The sequence below is a fragment of the Actinophytocola sp. genome (assembly GCF_036402745.1).
In the GTDB taxonomy this organism is placed as follows: Bacteria; Actinomycetota; Actinomycetes; order Mycobacteriales; family Pseudonocardiaceae; genus Actinophytocola.
On record NZ_DASWSJ010000378.1, the window covers coordinates 13,284 to 29,965 of the forward strand.

Annotated in this window: 16 protein-coding genes; 11 read left to right on the top strand and 5 right to left on the bottom strand. The window is 71.3% G+C overall.

Features of this window, described 5'->3' with window-relative positions:
* Positions 1 to 2,577: an ABC transporter permease gene (locus VGD70_RS33270; protein WP_331088470.1), complete on the top strand. Its 2,577-nt coding sequence runs from the start codon at positions 1 to 3 to the stop codon at positions 2,575 to 2,577.
* A gap of 25 nt (positions 2,578 to 2,602) precedes the next feature.
* Here the strand turns inward: VGD70_RS33270 and VGD70_RS33275 are convergent, their stop codons facing one another.
* The 3 genes from VGD70_RS33275 to VGD70_RS33285 form a co-directional block, all read right to left on the bottom strand.
* Entirely contained in the window at positions 2,603 to 4,186 is a 1,584-nt protein-coding gene (locus VGD70_RS33275) for a hypothetical protein (protein ID WP_331088472.1), read from the bottom strand.
* 162 nt (positions 4,187 to 4,348) lie between these two features.
* Positions 4,349 to 5,260 carry an NAD(P)-dependent oxidoreductase gene (locus tag VGD70_RS33280; RefSeq protein WP_331088474.1) on the bottom strand — a complete coding sequence of 304 codons (912 nt, stop codon included), beginning with the start codon at positions 5,258 to 5,260 and terminating at the stop codon, positions 4,349 to 4,351.
* Complete coding sequence (locus VGD70_RS33285) at positions 5,260 to 5,736, bottom strand: ester cyclase (RefSeq protein ID WP_331088476.1); 477 nt, start codon at positions 5,734 to 5,736, stop codon at positions 5,260 to 5,262. The genes VGD70_RS33280 and VGD70_RS33285 overlap by 1 nt, the downstream gene beginning before the upstream one ends.
* Before the next feature lie 205 nt (positions 5,737 to 5,941).
* Between VGD70_RS33285 and VGD70_RS33290 the strand changes: the two genes are divergently transcribed.
* From VGD70_RS33290 to VGD70_RS33330, 9 genes are all read left to right on the top strand, one after another.
* Complete coding sequence (locus VGD70_RS33290) at positions 5,942 to 7,006, top strand: medium chain dehydrogenase/reductase family protein (protein ID WP_331088478.1); 1,065 nt, start codon at positions 5,942 to 5,944, stop codon at positions 7,004 to 7,006.
* A gap of 191 nt (positions 7,007 to 7,197) precedes the next feature.
* Positions 7,198 to 7,548, top strand: coding sequence for a TcmI family type II polyketide cyclase (locus tag VGD70_RS33295; RefSeq protein ID WP_331088479.1), 351 nt, complete (start codon positions 7,198 to 7,200; stop codon positions 7,546 to 7,548).
* A 13-nt stretch (positions 7,549 to 7,561) separates the two neighbouring features.
* The gene (locus VGD70_RS33300; protein WP_331088481.1) at positions 7,562 to 7,807 is read left to right on the top strand and encodes a phosphopantetheine-binding protein; all 246 of its coding nucleotides are present in this window, start codon (positions 7,562 to 7,564) and stop codon (positions 7,805 to 7,807) included.
* Between the two features lie 12 nt (positions 7,808 to 7,819).
* Entirely contained in the window at positions 7,820 to 8,710 is an 891-nt protein-coding gene (locus VGD70_RS33305) for a cupin domain-containing protein (RefSeq protein WP_331088483.1), read from the top strand.
* Entirely contained in the window at positions 8,707 to 9,987 is a 1,281-nt protein-coding gene (locus tag VGD70_RS33310) for a beta-ketoacyl-[acyl-carrier-protein] synthase family protein (RefSeq protein ID WP_331088485.1), read from the top strand. Before VGD70_RS33305 ends, VGD70_RS33310 begins: the two co-directional genes overlap by 4 nt.
* Entirely contained in the window at positions 9,984 to 11,213 is a 1,230-nt protein-coding gene (locus tag VGD70_RS33315) for a beta-ketoacyl synthase N-terminal-like domain-containing protein (protein ID WP_331088487.1), read from the top strand. Before VGD70_RS33310 ends, VGD70_RS33315 begins: the two co-directional genes overlap by 4 nt.
* 8 nt (positions 11,214 to 11,221) lie before the next feature.
* Positions 11,222 to 11,572 (top strand): antibiotic biosynthesis monooxygenase family protein, encoded by a 351-nt coding sequence (locus VGD70_RS33320; RefSeq protein WP_331088489.1) that lies wholly within the window; start codon positions 11,222 to 11,224, stop codon positions 11,570 to 11,572.
* A 13-nt stretch (positions 11,573 to 11,585) separates the two neighbouring features.
* On the top strand, positions 11,586 to 12,053 hold the full coding sequence (locus VGD70_RS33325; protein WP_331088491.1) for a hypothetical protein: 468 nt from the start codon (positions 11,586 to 11,588) through the stop codon (positions 12,051 to 12,053).
* Between the two features lie 153 nt (positions 12,054 to 12,206).
* On the top strand, positions 12,207 to 13,826 hold the full coding sequence (locus VGD70_RS33330; protein WP_331088493.1) for a PQQ-binding-like beta-propeller repeat protein: 1,620 nt from the start codon (positions 12,207 to 12,209) through the stop codon (positions 13,824 to 13,826).
* Between the two features lie 64 nt (positions 13,827 to 13,890).
* Here the strand turns inward: VGD70_RS33330 and VGD70_RS33335 are convergent, their stop codons facing one another.
* Positions 13,891 to 14,112: a ferredoxin gene (locus VGD70_RS33335; protein WP_331088495.1), complete on the bottom strand. Its 222-nt coding sequence runs from the start codon at positions 14,110 to 14,112 to the stop codon at positions 13,891 to 13,893.
* On the bottom strand, positions 14,109 to 15,296 hold the full coding sequence (locus tag VGD70_RS33340) for a cytochrome P450 (RefSeq protein WP_331088497.1): 1,188 nt from the start codon (positions 15,294 to 15,296) through the stop codon (positions 14,109 to 14,111). The genes VGD70_RS33335 and VGD70_RS33340 overlap by 4 nt, the downstream gene beginning before the upstream one ends.
* 212 nt (positions 15,297 to 15,508) lie before the next feature.
* Here VGD70_RS33340 and VGD70_RS33345 point away from each other — a divergent pair, with 212 nt between their 5' ends.
* Positions 15,509 to 16,678: a hypothetical protein gene (locus VGD70_RS33345; RefSeq protein ID WP_331088499.1), complete on the top strand. Its 1,170-nt coding sequence runs from the start codon at positions 15,509 to 15,511 to the stop codon at positions 16,676 to 16,678.
* The last annotated feature ends 4 nt before the right edge of the window (positions 16,679 to 16,682 follow it).

Genomic DNA, 16,682 nt, shown 5'->3' on the forward strand with positions numbered 1-16,682 from the left:
ATGTTGAAGGCGACCCTGAAGGGTTTGCTGGCGAGGAAGCTGCGGCTGATGCTCGCCGGGCTCGCCGTGGTGCTCGGGGTCATGGCGGTCTCCGCCGCCGTGGTCACCACCACGACGATCGGCAACGGGTTCGACGCGATCTTCCAGACCACGACCTCGAACGTGGACGTGTCGGTCAGCGGTCGCTCCAATGTGGACTCCGAGGCCGGCGGGCGGGCGTTCACCCCGCCGGTGCCGGCCTCGCTCGTCGCCCGGCTGCGGGACGTGCCGGGGGCGGCGTCGGTGGTCGGCGAGGTGTCGACCGACGGCGCGCGGCCGGTCGGGCCGGACGGCAAGGTCATCAGCCTCACCGGGCCGCCGCGGCTGGGCCGGGCCTGGCCGGGCGAGACCGGGCTCGTCAAGCTCCGGGAGGGCCGCGGGCCGGCCGCGGCCGGCGAGGTGGCGATCAACGCGGGACTGGCCGAGCGGGGCGGGTTCACGGTCGGCGGCACGATCGACGTGCTCACCCTCCAACCGCGACAGTCCTTCAGGATCGTGGGCATCTACGGGTTCACGAACGGGCTGGGCACGCTGGGCGGCAGCACCGAGGTGGCGTTCACCGAGCCGGTGGCGCAGCGGCTGATGCTCGGCGAGACCGGGGTGTTCAGCTCGATCACGCTCACCGCCGACGCCGGGGTGTCCCCGGCCGACCTGAAGAAGGCGGTCGCCGACGTGGTCGGCGCGGACTACGTGGTCCGCACCGGCGACGAGCTCGCCCAGCAGACCGCCGCGGACGGCCTGGCGTTCCTGGACATCGTGCGGATCGTGCTGCTGGCGTTCTCCGGGCTGTCGCTGCTGGTCGGCATCTTCCTCATCCTCAACACGTTCTCGATCCTCATCGCACAGCGCACGGGTGAGCTGGCGCTGGTGGCCGCGCTCGGCGCGCGAAGGCGGCAGATCATCGGCTCGGTGCTGGTGGAGGCCCTGCTGGTGGGCATCGTCGCGTCCGCGGTCGGCGTCGGCCTCGGCATCGCGGTGTCGACCGGGCTGCAGGCGATCATGGAGGCGCAGAGCGGGGCGCAGTTCCCGGTCGGGCTCTCCGTCCCGGTGCCGCAGCTGCTGCTGGCGTTCGGGCTCGGCATCGTCGTCACGCTGATCGCGGCGCTCGTGCCGGCGTTCCGGGCGTCGCGGGTGCCGCCGGTGGCGGCGATGCGTGCCTCGGCCGCGGAGCAGCGCTCGCTGAAGCGGATCACGATCGTCGGCGCGGTGCCGGCGGTGCTCGGCGTCGGCGGGATCGTCACGGCCGTCGTCGGCGGCGGCCCGCTGCCCGTGCTGGCCGTGGGCATCGTGCTGGGCCTGGCCGGGGTGGCGCTGCTGACCCCGATCGCGAGCCGGACCCTGCTGCCGGCGGTCGGGCGGCTGCTGAGCTGGTCGATGCCGGGCAAGCTGGGCCGGCTGAACGCGGCCCGCAACCCGCGCCGGACCGCGATCACCGTGGCGACGCTGGTGGTCACGCTGGGCCTGGTCGGCGGCGTCGGCGTGGTGGCGGAGTCGCTGCGCGCGGACGTGTCGTCGGTGGTGTCCTCGGACCTCACCGCGGACCTGGTGATCTCCGGCGACGGGGTGAGCGCGCGGGCCGGCGGCCAGCAGGGCGGCCCGCCCACCGCCGCGGACGGGCGGATCATGCCGACGTTCTCCCCCGACGTGATCACCAAGGCGCGTGCCGTGCCCGGCGTCGCCGAGGCGACCGACCAGTTCACCGACACCGTGCAGGTCAACGGCACCCCCAGTCCGGCCAACGCCGGCGACCTCCCCGCGCTCACCGACGTGCTGGGGCTCAAGAAGGCAGCGGGCTCGCTGGGCACGCTCGCCGACGACGAGGTGGCGCTGGACACCGACACGCTGTCGACGCTGAAGCTGGCCGTCGGCGACTCCGTAAAGATCGCCACCCAGCGCGGCGGGACCAAGTCCTACCGGATCGTCGGCAGCTACGAGCCGAACTTCCTGCTGCGCGGCCCGGTCCTGTCCCCGGCCGCGGCGTCGCGGACGTTCGTGTCGGCCATGCCGGCGGTCGGCTACGTGCTGATGGCGCCGGGCGCGGACCGGGCGGCGGTCCGGCAGGCGGTGACCGACCTCGTGGCGGACAACCCCGAGGTCACGGTGGCCGACCAGACCCAGCTGGCGTCGGACGCGTCGAGCCGGGTCGACATCGCCGAGACGATGCTCTATGTCCTGCTGGGACTGTCCGTGGTGATCGGCATCCTGGGCATCATCAACACGATGGCACTGTCCATCTTGGAGCGGACGCGTGAGCTGGGCCTGCTGCGGGCCATCGGCATGCGGCGCTCGCACATGGTGCACATGGTCGTGGCGGAGTCCCTCGTGATGTCGGTGTTCGGCGGGCTGCTGGGCCTGGCCTTCGGCGGCCTGGCCGGCGCGGCGTTCGTGTCGGTGGCCGACCTCGCGGTGCTGGCCGTGCCGTGGACGTCGCTGGCGGTGTTCCTGGGGCTGGCCGTGGTGGCCGGGCTGGTCGCGGCCCTGGCGCCGTCCGCCAGGGCCGCGCGGGTGAACGTGCTGTCGGCCATTGCCTACGAGTGAGCCTCCGAGTGAGCCGTCACGGGTGTCACGGGTCGATCACCGGCTTGTAGGCCGCGACGATGTCGGACGTGGACGAGGTGACGTACACGTCCGACGGCGGGCCGAGGTCGGCGACGTAGTACTCGTAGTTCAGGACGTTGGGGCAGCTGGCGCCGCCGATCTGCACGCTGGTGTTGGCCACGAGCCGGCCGGTGCGCACCTCGTAGACGCGCACGGGGATCTTCCGCTTGTGGAACGTGACGCTGATGGGGAAGCCGAGCGAGGTGCCCGACTGCGGCTCGTAGGGGCAGGTCTGCACCCCGTCGCCCAGCACGCTCTCGCCGGCGCAGATCACCAGCACCGCGTCGGCGGCGTCCTTGGCGCGCCACGGCGCGGGCAGGCTGCGGCGCTGGAAGTCCTGGCCGTAGATCAGGGCGCGGTGCGGCCCGCGGCCCCGGTAGGGCTTGGCCGCGCTGTAGGGCCCCGTCTTGTCGCAGTAGTGCGGCAGCGTGTCGGGCGCCGTCGTGGCGAGCCGGGCACGCACGTCGGCCAGCTCGATCGCCTGGGTGGCCAGCACGACGCCCTTCTTGGCGCGGGCCAGGAGGGCGTGCCGGGGGTACTCGGTGACCAGCTGCTGGTAGCGCGGGCGGGCCTGCGCCGGGTTCTTCTTCGCCATGAAGGCGTCGGCGCATCCGACGATCGCGGCGGGCGCGACCCGCGGCAGGACCTCCGCGGCCCGGTCCAGCTCGGCGCCGCGGGGCTTGTGCCCGGCGATCCAGTCGGTGATCTCGGCGGTGACACAGGGGTCCTCGACCGGCAGGCCGGCGAGGAAGTCGTCCAGCACGCCGCCGGCGTCGGTCCCGCGGCCGGGGAGCTCGCGGCGGACCTTCGCCAGGAGGGTGAAGCCGTCGGTCAGCGCGCCGGTGTCGGCGGCGAGGCCCGTGTGCAGGTCGGCGGCGGCCTGGTCGAGCAGCAGGTCCCCGCGGTACCCGGTCGCGCCCGCCCACCGCGCCGCCCGGTGGTCCTGGTACCTCTCCAGGGTCCGCACGGCCAGCAGCCGGTCGTCCTTGGCCTGCCGGCGCGCACGCACCACGAGCGCGCACGCGTCGGCGCCGTCCTTCGCCCTGTCGACCAGCGGCGCGTCGGCCAGCCGGTGCCCCGGCCCCAGTCCGTCCACCATGGACAGAACCCGCTCGCACTCGCCCGCGCGGTGGGCCTCCTCGGCGGCATTCTCGACGCGTGCGGCGTCGACCCGCACCACCACGAACGTCGCCAGCACCGGAACCGCCACCGCGGCCGCGACGAGCCGCTGCCCGCGTACCCCGCTGGGCCGGGCCCGCGACCGGCTCGCGAGAGAGAACCCGTGCACGACGAGCGCCGCCCACCAGGCGAACACCACACCCTGGAACCAGCCGGCGCCGTCGGCCGAGGCGAGGACGACGAGCAGCGCCGCGGACACCAGCACGGAGACCACGGCGAGGCCACGCCGCCCCAGCAGCACATACCCGATGCCGAGCAAGGACGCGTTCCCGAGCGCGACGGCGAACGGGTCGCGCGGCCCGACCCGGGACGCCCCGTAGGCACCGGGCTCGCCGGGCTCCTGCGGAGCGAGGTCGGGGGGTTCGGGCATCAGATCCATCGTGGTCCTTCACTCGGGAACCTGGTCGAGACAAGCAGGTCCTCATTGTTGTGGACCGGCACCGGGAGGGGTCCCCGATCGACAACTTGTTGCCACGACGGGAACGGCCGCCCTCCCCCGCGAGGGGGAGAGCGGCCGTCCGGACCCGAGGGGTCAGGCTGCCTCGCCGGGCCAGAGGTACTGGTTGAGGCCCGACACGATCTCCATGTAGGCCAGCAGGCTCGCCACGTCGTGCTCGCCCAGGCCGCGGTTCATCGCGGCGGTCAGCCAGTCGTGGCTCGCGGCCGTGGTCGGCATCGGGACGCCCAGGCGCTGGGTCTCGGTGAGCACCAGGCCCAGGTCCTTGCGCATCAGCTTCAGGCGGAAGTCCGGCTTCTCGAACGCCCGCCGCGCCATCACGCCGGCCTTGAACTTCATCATCGGGCTGCTGTAGCCACCGGCCGCGATCAGCTTGATCAGCGCCTTGCGGTCCAGGCCCGCGCGCTCGCCGAACACGATCGCCTCGGCCAGCGCCTGCATCTGGACGCCCATCAGCAGGTTCAGCGCGAGCTTGGCCGTCGCGCCCATGCCGCCGGGTCCCAGGTGGACGATCTCCTTGGCCAGCGGCTCGAGGACCGGCGAGAGCGCCTCGACGTCCTCCGCGGCGCCGCCGATCATGAAGCGGAGCTCGCCGTCCTTGGCGTGCTGGGCGTTGCCGAGCACGCACGCGTCCAGGCCGCGGTGGCCGGACTCGGCGAGCCGGGCCTGCAGCGAGGTCGCGAACTCCGGTGCCACCGTGGACATGTCCGCCACGATCGCGCCCTTCGGCAGCCCCTCGACCGCGCCGTCGGGGCCGAACAGCAGCGCCTCGACGACCTCGCTGGTGGCCAGCGACAGGAACACGACGTCGGCCCCGGAGGCCGCGGCCGCCGGGGTGTCGGCGAGCACCGCGCCCTCCGCGGCCAGCGCCTCGCCCCGCGACCGGGTCCGGTTGTAGACCGTCACGTTCGCGCCCGACGCGAGCAGGCGCGACACCATGCCGCCACCCATCGCGCCCAGGCCGATGAAGGCGATCTTGTGCGCCATCAGCTCGCCTTGGCTTCGGGGATCGCGACACCCGCGGGCGGGGCGGCGCCGGCCGGCGGGGCGGGCTCCTCGACGATCCCGAGCTCGAACAGGATCCGCGGGAAGTCGTCGCTGATCCACGACTCGACGACCTTGCCGTCCCGCACCCGGTGCAGGTCGACGCCCTCGACGACGAACGAGCGGCCGGTGGGCGGCATCCACATCAGCGGCCCGGTGTGCGTGCCGGTGGTGCGGAACCGCAGGCCCACCAGCTCACCGGAGGCGAACATGTCCTGGATGCCACAGGTGAAGTCCGGGAACGCGCGCTTCCAGAACTCGACCGCCATCTTGAAGGCGGCCGGGCCCTTCGGCAGCGCGAGCCCGGCGGTGTGCACCTCGTAGTCGGCCGAGAAGACGTCGTCGATGAATCCGAGGTTCCCCTTGTTCAGCCCTTCTTCGGTCGCGAAACGGACCAGTTCGATGTTCTCTTCGGACATCTGCGACCTCCGCGCGCTTTATCTGACGAGTACACAGTCCAGCCCACGGTTTCACCCGGCGATCCCGGCGTCTTCCCACGAATGTCCCAGCGGTGCGATGAACTGTTCCCGGACCACCCGGGAACAAGACACGGATTCCTTGTAGCCGGTGACCGGGACAAATTACGCTCCGAAGTGACCTGAATTGTATGTGACGGAGGCGGAGATGCAGACGACCCAGGTTTACGCCGTCAACCGGGAACAGGCCAACTGCTTGGAAGTCCGCGCGACGGAGCTGCCGGCACCCCCGGCAGGGCACGCGCGGGTCCGGGTCGAGGCGGCCGGCGTCTCCTACGGCGACCTGCTGTTCCAGCGTGGCGTGATCCCCGGTGGCCCCAAGCCACCATTCGTTCCCGGCTGCGACATCGTCGGCGTGGTCGAGTCGGTCGGCGACGGCGTGACGACCCTGCGACCGGGCGACCGGGTGGCGGCGCTCGTCGTGTCGGGCGGCTACACGACCGGTATCACCCTGCCGGCCGAGCGGCTGGTGCCGGTGCCCGAGGGCGTCGACCCGGCCGCCGTGGCCGCGGTGGCGCTCAACTACTTCATCGCCTACCAGATGCTGCACCGGGTCGCGAAGGTCCGGTCCGGCCAGCGCATCCTCGTGCACGGCGCGTCCGGCGGCGTCGGCCTCGCGTTCCTGCAGCTGGCCGAGCACATCGGGGGCGTCACGGTGTTCGGCACCGCGTCCGCGGCCAACCTCGACGTCGTCCGCCGGCACGGCGCGATCGCCATCGACTACAACAACCAGGACTTCGCCAACGTCGTGCGTGCCACCGTCGACCCGGCCGGCGAGATCAACGCGGCCACCGCGTATGACGAGTACGGCACCGTCGACGCCGCGTTCGACCCGATCGGCGGCCCGCACTTCTGGCGCTCCTACAGCGTGCTGCGCAAGGGCGGCGGCCGGCTCGTCGCCTACGGCCAGAGCGAGGCGCTGCGCGGCGGCAAGCGGAACATGGCGATCGGCGCGCTGGGCTTCCTCGGCGGCATCATCCTGCCGAACCTGAAGCCGGACGGGCGCCGGACCGGCTTCTACAACGCGTGGGCGCTGGAGAAGAAGCAGCCGCAGGCCTACCGCGAGGACCTCGCCCAGGTGCTGGACCTGCTGTCCGCGGACAAGATCGCGCCCCGCTCGACCACGACGCTCCCGCTGACCGAGGCCACGGAGGCCTTCGCCCAGCTCGAGCGCGGGGTCACCGGAAAGCTCGTGCTGACCAGCACGGAATAACGACGGCCCGGAAAGCCGGCCCGGTCACCTGATCGGGCCGGCTTTTTCGTGCCCGGCTCGAATTTCGCTCGAACCGGGCCCCCTGCCCAGCGAGCCGGGACATCCGACTCATGACCCGGGGACGCGGCGCACCGCATCCTCGATGGGACGAAAACCATCCGAAATGTGCCGCTCGACCATATGGCGAGACCATGCCGCGAGCGCTGTCGAAGCTGGAGACAAGCGTGCACCGATCATTGATTGTCGCTCGAATGATGCCTGACTCACAGGAGAAGGTCGCCCAGATCTGGGCGGAGTCCGACGCGACGGAGCTGCCCCGCATCGCCGGGGTCGAGCACCGTTCCCTGTGGACACTCGGTGACGTCTACATCCAGCTCCTGGAGACGGCCGACCCCGGCCAGGAGACCATCAACCGGATCAAGGGCCACCCCGAGTTCGTGAACATCTCCGACCGGCTCAGCGCCTTCATCTCGCCCTACCTGTCGACCTGGCGTTCGCCGAAGGATGCCCAGGCTCAGTGCTTCTACACCTACGAGAAATAAGGAGCCCGCGAAAATGGCGAACGTGTCGTTCGACGACATCGAGTCGATCCTGGTGAAGAAGGTCGGCCTGGCCCCGCAGACGCTGGCCGACACCCCGGAGAACTCGCTGGAGGACCTGGGCCTCGACTCGCTGGCCGTGCTCGAGCTCCAGATCGTGATCACCAAGCAGTACGGGGTGGAGATCCCCGACGAGTCCGGCGCGCTCAACGTCGGCGAGATCGTCGAGCTCATCAACAAGGCCGCCGAGCAGGCAGCGTAAAGGGGAACCGACATGGCTGGGCACACCGACAACCAGATCCGCATCGAGGCGCCGTTCCAGCTCGTCTGGGACATCACGAACGACGTGCCGAACTGGCCGAACCTGTTCACCGAGTACGCCGCCACCGAGGTGGTGAGCGAGGAGGGCGACACGATCACCTTCCGGCTCACCATGTACCCGGACGACAACGGCGTCTCCTGGAGCTGGGTCAGCGAGCGCACCCGCTACCTCGACGAGAAGCGCACGCACTCGCACCGCATCGAGACCGGGCCGTTCGAGTACATGAACCTCGACTGGTACTACGAGGAGGTCGAGGGCGGCATCATCCTGCGCTGGGTGCAGGACTTCCACATGAAGGACACCGCACCGGTGGACGACGAGTGGATGGTCAACAACATCAACAAGAACTCCAAGGTCCAGCTGCAGATCATCAAGGACAAGATCGAGAAGGCGTACCACTCGCGCCGGGCCTCGGAGAACAAGACCGTCTCGATCCACGACTGCCCGCAGGACCACCGCCGCGGCGGCACGATCCAGACCCTGCTCTCCCCGCGCACGGTCGGCTCCACCTCGGGCTTCATGGGCGGCGCCACGTTGGCGCCCGGCGAGGCCATCGCCGAGCACTACCACCCCTACAGCGAGGAGTTCGTCTTCTGCATCCGCGGTGAGCTCGAGGCCGACGTCGACGACAAGGTCGTCCCCGTCCCCGCCGGCACCGCGATCCTCGTGCCCAAGGAGACCCGCCACCGGCTGCGCAACGTCGGCACCGAGGAGGTCTTCGCGGTCTTCCACCTCGGCCCGCTGGCGCCGCGCCCCGAGCTCGGCCACGTGGACACCGAGACCCGCGAGGAGGCCGCCGCGGTGACCGCGAAGATCCTGGCCGCCCGGGAGAAGCAGTCATGAGCCCAGACCATGGGTTACGGCGAGTGGTCGTCACCGGGGTCGGCGTTGTCGCCCCCGGTGGCGTCACCCGGGACCAGTTCTGGTCCACCCTGACCGCCGGCCGCACGGCGACCAGGAAGATCTCGTTCTTCGACGCCACCAAGTTCCGCTCCAAAGTGGCCGCCGAGGCCGACTTCGACCCGGTCGCCGCGGGCCTGTCCGCCCAGGAGATCCGGCGCGCGGACCGCTACGTCCAGTTCGGGCTCGCGTGCGCCGCCGAGGCGCTCGCCGACTCCGGCCTGGAGCTCGACGAGCAGACGCTGGACAACACCGGCGTCGTCATGGGCTCGGCGGTCGGCGGCACGATGGCGCTGGAGGACGACTACGTCGCGGTCAGCAACTCCGGCGAGCACTGGCTGGTGGACCACACCTACGGCGGCCCGTTCCTCTACCAGGCGCTGGTCCCCTCCAGCCTGGCCGCGGACATCGCGCACCGGTACGGCACGCACGGCCCGGCGCAGGTGATCTCCACCGGCTGCACGTCCGGCATCGACGCCATCGGCTATGCGTGGCACCTCGTGCAGGACGGCGAGGCCGACGTGATCATCACGGGGGCGTCGGACAGCCCGATCTCCCCGGTGACGGTCTCCTCGTTCGACGCGATCAAGGCGACCACGCCGGAGAACGACGACCCGGAGCACGCCTCCCGCCCGTTCGACGCGACCCGCAAGGGCTTCGTCATGGGTGAGGGCGGCGCGGTGCTGATCCTCGAGGAGCTCGGCCACGCGCTGCGCCGCGGCGCGAAGATCTACTGCGAGGTCACCGGGTACGCCAGCCGCTCCAACGGGTTCCACATGACCGGGCTGCGTCCGGACGGGCTGGAGATGTCCGAGGCGATCCGGGTGTCGCTGGACCAGGGCCGGACCGACCCGACGGACGTCGGCTACATCTGCGCGCACGGCTCGGGCACCAAGCAGAACGACCGGCACGAGACGGCGGCGTTCAAGCGGGCGCTCGGGCAGCACGCGTACAAGACGCCGGTCAGCTCGATCAAGTCGATGATCGGCCACTCGCTGGGCGCGATCGGCGCGATCGAGATGGCCGCGTGCGCGCTGACGATCGACACGAACACGATCGCGCCCACCGCCAACTGGTCCGCGCGGGACCCGGAGTGCGACCTGGACTACACGCCGAACACCGCCCGCGAGGCGAAGGTCGACGTGGCGCTCTCGGTCGGCAGCGGGTTCGGCGGGTTCCAGTCGGCGATGGTGTTCAGCCGGCTGAAGGAGGCCTCATGACACGGGCTCGCGCGGTGGTCACCGGTATGGGGGTGGTCGCGCCGTCCGGGATCGGTGCCGACGCGCACTGGAAGTCCATTCTGGACGGTACGACGCGGCTCGGCCGGATCTCCCGGTTCGACCCGTCGTCCTACCCGGTCACCCTCGCCGGCGAGGTGCCCGAGTTCAATGTGGACGACTACATCACCGCCCGGCTGAAGGTGGCCACCGACCGGTGGACCTGGCACGGCTTCGCGGCCACCCAGGAGGCACTGACCGACTCCGGCATCGACCTGTCCACGATGGACCCGTACGACACCGCGGTGGCGCTCGCGTCCTCCTCCGGTGGCAACGAGTTCGGCCAGGGCGAGCTGCAGGCGCTGTGGTGCGAGCCGGACGGCCAGGTGAGCGTCTACCAGTCGATCGCCTGGTTCTACGCGGCGAGCGTCGGGCAGATCTCGATCCTGCACCAGATGAAGGGCCAGTGCAGCGTGCTGGTCGCGGAGAGCGCGGGCGGGCTGGACAGCTTCGCGCAGGCCACCCGGACCATCCGGCGCGGCACCAAGGTCGTGCTCGCCGGCGGCACCGAGGGCCCGCTCTCGCCGTACGCGCTGACCTGCCAGCTGTCCACCAAGCGGCTCTCGACCGGCACCGACCCGGAGACCGCGTACCTGCCGTTCGAGCCGGGCGCGGCCGGGTACGTGGCCGCCGAGGGCGGGGCCGTGCTGCTCGTCGAGGACCTCGACCACGCCCGCGAGCGGGGCGCGGACATCTACGGCGAGGTGCTCGGCTGGGGTGCCACGCACGACGGCCGGGCGACCCGCCCGGGCGACGGCGGCGACACCGGGCAGGTCGCGCGGGCCATGCGGGTGGCGCTGGAGCGGGCCGGGCGCGACGCGGCCGAGGTCGACGTCGTGTTCCCGGACGCGGTCGGCGTGCCCGAGGCCGACCGGGCCGAGGCCGACGCGATCCGCGCGGTGTTCGGCGACGAGGTGCCGGTGACCACGCAGAAGGGCCGCATCGGCCGGATGTACCAGGGCGGGGCGGCGGTCGACGTGGCCACCGCGCTGCAGGCGATGCGCTACGACATGCTGCCGGCCACCCACGGCATGACCGAGCCGGCACCGGGCTGCGAGCTCAACTTCGTCCGGACGCCGACGGCCCAGCGGACCTCGCTGGCGTTGATCAACGCACGGGGCTACGACGGGTACAACACCGCGCTCGTCGTCGGCCGGTACGAGGGGTAGGAGGCGACATGGCGGCAACATCAGCACAGACACCGGCGCGGGCGCGGATCGTGTTCCTGGTCCGGGTGCCCGAGGAGGACGTCGAGCGCTTCCTCACCGCGTACGAGCGGATCCGCTACCAGGTGGCCGGCGGGGTGGCCGGGCACGTCCTGGACCAGGTGTGCCAGTCCACGACGGACCCGGAGCAGTGGCTCATCACGAGCGAGTGGGAGTCGCTGGACCACTTCGTCGCCTGGGAGCAGAGCCCCGGGCACCGCGAGCTGGCCGGGCCGATGCGGGCGTGCATGACCGAGGCCAGGTCGATCAAGTTCGAGATCCGCGAAGAGACCAGCAAGACCACCGACCGGCTGGCCGGCTGACACAGGAGAAGAAATGGACACGACTCTCACCATCTTGAGTGTCTGGGTGCTTGCCGCGTCCGGCATCCAGCTCGGCACCTTGTGGATCATGAAGCTGTCGATCCTGCCGCTGCTCAACGGCCTGCCCTACGACCGGTACGTGAGCACCTGCCAGCGCATCGACATGCACGTGTTCCACCCGATCGCCGTGTGGAACGGGGTCATCGCGGCCGGGATCGGCGTGATCGCCGCGATCGCCACGCCCGGGGCCGGCACGGCTGCGCTGTTCGTCATCGGCTCGGTGGGCATGCTGATCGTCGGCCTGACGTCCGAGGGCGTCAACCGGCCGATCTGGCGCCAGGTCGAGAAGTGGAGCATCGACAACGTCGACGACGACCGGTGGGCGCAGAAGCGGCACACCTGGCACCTCGCCCACCAGGTGCGCACCTACGGCGCGATCCTCGCGGTGGTCGCCTACATCGCCGCGATCCTGACTGTCTAAACCAGACTCGAGGATCGCTGACAACCCAGACCGCGGTGCGGTCGAGAGATCCCCGTCCGGGCCTCCCGGGCGGGGATCATGTCTTACTGGACCACTTTGGACATGTGCCGTGTCCACCTCTCCCGGACACGGCTCCAAGCACCGGGAGGTGCCGTGCAGTTCTCTCCGACCGTGCGGCGGAAGGCACTGGCGTTAGCCGCCGGCCTGGCCGCGCTCACCATAGCCTCGTGCGGGGTCGCCTCGTCCGAGCCCGAGGCGGCCGCCGACCGCGGTCACCGCTCGAGCGACTGGCCGACCTGGCAGCTCGACACCGTCGGCTCGCGCTACAACGCGAACGAGCGGGAGATCACCCCGCGCAACGCGGGCGAGCTCGAGCTGAAGTACGCCTACACCTTCGGCAAGGTGCCCTACGCCCGGGTCGGCAGCCAGCCTGCCGTGTCCGGCGGGGTGCTCTACGTCGGCGGCCCGGACGGCAGGTTCGTGGCCCTCGACGCCAAGTCCGGCGAGACGAAGTGGACCTACGACGCCAACGCCCTCACCGGCCCGCTGCCCGGCGGCGCGCCGAACGGCATCCGCGACGGCGCCGCGGTGGCCGGCGACACCGTGTACTTCGGCGACTCGACCGGCCGGATCTTCGCGCTGGACAAGCGCACCGGCAAGCTGAAGTGGGCCAAGGAGGTCAGCACCCAGGACCTGTCCGCGATGACCAGCTCGCCGCTGGTCGTCGGCGACCGCCTGTTCGTCGGCGTGTCCACCTTGGAGGCCGGGCTCGCGGCGAACCACGACTACCCCTGCTGCCGCCACCGCGGCCAGGTCGTCGCGCTGGACACCGACACCGGCGACAAGATCTGGGAGTACTTCACGATGCGCCCGGCCGAGGAGGTCGGCACGTGGCCCAGCGGGGCGAAGAAGTACGCGCCCGCCGGCGCCAGCGTGTGGTCGAGCCCGGTCGCGGACCTCAGGAGCCGCACCGTCTTCGTGGGCACCGGGCAGAACACCACCGGGTCCGAGGGTGACATCAACAGCGTGATCGCGCTGTCCATGGACACCGGCAAGGTGCGCTGGAAGAACCGGATGACGTTCCCGGACACCTACACCACCGCCTGCGAGCAGCCCAACCCCGGCGACTACTGCCCCGGCCTCGGCACCACCGCACTCGACGCCGACTTCGGCGCGTCCGCCAACGTGATCACGGTCGACGGCCGGACGCTGGTGACGATCGGCCAGAAGAACGGCATGTTCTACGCGTTCGACGCGCGCAGCGGCCGGGTCGTGTGGCGCAACGAGCTCGCGCCCGGCCCGCACGGCGGGGTGGGCGTGCAGTGGGGCAGCGTGTTCGACGGCAGGTACCTGTACGCGGCGACGTGGTACGAGCAGCCCAGCACGCTCTACAAGATCGACGCGGCCACCGGGAAGATCGTGTGGGAGAAGGCGCACCCGGGCGACGGCTGCACCACCGGCGGCGCGGCGGCGTTCCAGGAGATGTGCATGCCGATCTTCACGCCCGCGCCGACCGGGTCCCCGGGCCTGGTCTACGAGGGCAGCGCGGACGGCAAGTTCCGCATCTTCTCCTCGCGGACCGGCGAGGTGCTGTTCACCTTCGACGCGATCCAGGACTTCCCCGGCGTCAACGGCGTGGCCGGCCGGGGCAGCGCGCTGTCCGGCAACGGCGGCGCGATCGTGGCGGACGGCATGGTCTACGTGATGGCCGGCTACTACCCGTTCTACCCGTCCGACAAGGGCACCGTGATGCTCGCCTTCGGTCTCAAGTAGACGGATCGGCGAAAGGACCGGCCCGGCGGCCGAAAGGCTGCCGGGCCGGTCCTTTCGTGCGTTCCTACGCGGCGGACTCCTCGGCCTTGTGGACCGTGATGGCCCGCGACGGGCAGGCGAACTCGGCCTCCGCCACGTCGGCCAGGAGGTCCGCGCCCGGGGCCGGGTCCAGCAGGACCACCACGCCCTCGTCGTCCTGGTCGAAGACCGTCGGGAGCGCGTCGGCGCACAGGCCGGCACCGCAGCAGCGGTCGCGGTCCACGCTCACCCGGTACCCGGCCGTCACCACTGCACCGGCAGCGCGAAGAGCCCGTAGACGAACATGTCCTCGCGGTAGCGCAGCTCCTCCACCGGCGTCGTCGCGCGCAGCGTGGGGAACTCCTTGAACAGCTCGCGCAGCACCACCCGGACCTCGACCCTGGCCAGGCTCTGGCCGGCGCACTGGTGCACGCCGTAGCCGAACGTCAGGTGCGGCGCGTTCGCGGCCGACGGGTCCACCGCGTGCGGGCAGCCGTACCGGGACTCGTCCCGGTTGGCCGAGGCCAGCGAGGACACGACCCAGTCGCCCTCGGCGATGTGCACGCCGTCGATGTCGATGTCGGCCACCGCGCGGCGGACGATGCCGTACTGGATGATCGCCTGCATCCGCAGGATCTCCTCCACCAGCGCGGCGGCCCGCTCGGTGTCGGGCAGGTCGTCGACGAGCGCCCGGTTGGCCAGCAGCGTGGCGGTGCCGAGGCCGATCATGTTCGCCGTCGTGTCGTGCCCGGCGATCAGCAGCAGCATCGCCTGGCCCACCACGATGTCGTGCGGCGCCGGCTTGCCGTCGATCTCGGCCCGGGCGAGGCGGCCGAGCAGGTCGTCGGCGCCGGCCTTGCGCTTCTCGGTGACCAGGTCGTCCAAATAGGAGTACAGCGCGCCGGTGGCCGCGTCGACCCGCTCGGGTGCCGCGCCGACCTCGCTGCGGATGCCGGCCTGCTCCTGGAAGAACGCGTGGTCGGCGTCCGGCACGCCCAGCAGGTCGCAGATCACCTTGGAGGGCACGGGAAAGTTCAGCGCCGGCACCAGGTCGGCCGGCGGGCCGGACTCGCGGATCTGCTCGAGGTAGCCCCGGGTGATCTCGGTGATCCGGGGTTCCATCGACCGGGCCCAGCGCGGGGTCATCTCGCGGATGATCAGCCGGCGCCACGGCGTGTGCTCCGGCGGGTCCATGGCCACCAGCGACTTCGGCAGCATCACCGACGGCTTGCGGCCCGCGGACAGGTTCGGCGGCGGCGCGTTGAACCGGTTGATCGACAGCCGGGGGTCGGCCAGCAGCGCGCGCACGTCGTTGTACCGGGTCACCAGCCAACCCTCGACGCCGTTCGGCCAGACGAACCGGGAGATCGGGGACTCCTTGCGCAGCAAGGTGTACTCCGGCGGCGGGTCGAACGGGTTGGTGCGCGCCCGCGGGAGCTGGGGCAAGGACATGGAGACCTCCAGACACATTTGCCTACCGTCAACAGTGCCAACCGCCGCTGACCGCGGACTTGAACCCGGTTCAAGGCACGCCTGAGGATCCGCCGCGAAATCCGACATTTCTCGCACGATAGGGAGGTTCCCGGAGTCGGCGTGATTGCGGACCCACGACGACGGGACCTGTCCCGGTGAGTCTTGAGACACCGCGAAACGAGAGGGAAACCATGAGCGAGATCGTCAGCGCGTGGGGTGACAACTCCAACGGCAACCTCGGCATCGGCAGCGAGGACGCCAGGAACACTCCCACCCCGATCGCCGGCCTGGAGGGCATTCGCACCGTCGAGGCGGGCAGTGGTCACGTCATCGCGGTGCTCGAGGACGGCACCGCCTTCGGCTGGGGCCGCAACGCGTTCGGCCAGGTCGGCAACGCCTCCACGGACAACGCCACCGCCCCGCAGCGGGTGAAGCTCGACGGCATCAAGCAGGTCGCCCCCGGCGGCGGGCACACCCTGTTCCTCCGCGAGGACGGCACGGTGTGGGGCTGCGGCGCGGGCTTCTTCGGCATGCTCGGCCCGAACAACATGCGCGTGCACCCGGTGCCCGTGCCGGTCGAGGCACCAGAGGGCATCGTCGCGCTCGTCTCCGGCGGCAGCCACGCGCTGGCCCTGCTCGAGGACGGCACCGTGTGGAGCTGGGGCCGTGACGACCGCGGGCAGCTCGGCGACGGCGACGAGGCCGGCACCCGGCCCGGCCATCTCGTGCAGGCCCACGCCGGCGTCGAGTTCACCGTGCGCAACGTCCCCGCGCAGGTCAAGGGCCTCGCCGACGTCACGTTCATCGCGGTCGGCGGCGGGCACAGCCTCACCGTGCACGCCGACGGCACGCTGTCCGGCTGGGGCTTCAACGACTGCGGCCAGCTCGGCGACGGCACGACCGACAACACCGACCGGCCGGCCAAGCTCGCCGTCGAGGGCGTCCGCGAGGTCGCCGGCGCCTACCACCACACGCTGGTCCTGCTCGAGGACGGCACGGTGCAGGCCTTCGGGCTCAACGACTGCGGCCAGCTCGGCAACGGCGAGACCACGTCCACGACCGCCCCGGTCGAGGTCAAGGGCCTGCAGAACGTCAAGCAGATCGCCGCGACCGGCGGCGGTGGCGACACCAGCCCCGGCGGCTTCGGCCACAGCGTCGCCGTGCTCGAGGACGGCACCCTGTGGGCCTGGGGCTGCAACAACAGCGGTGAGCTGGGCCTGGGCAGCAACGAGGGCCAGATCGTGCCCGCGCAGGTGCCCGGCATCGCCGGCGTCCGCTACGTGACGGTCGGCGGCGACGTGCCGTTCGTCCGGGAGAACCCGGGTGGCGGCAGCGCCACGGCCATCCACGCGCAGGCCTGAGGAG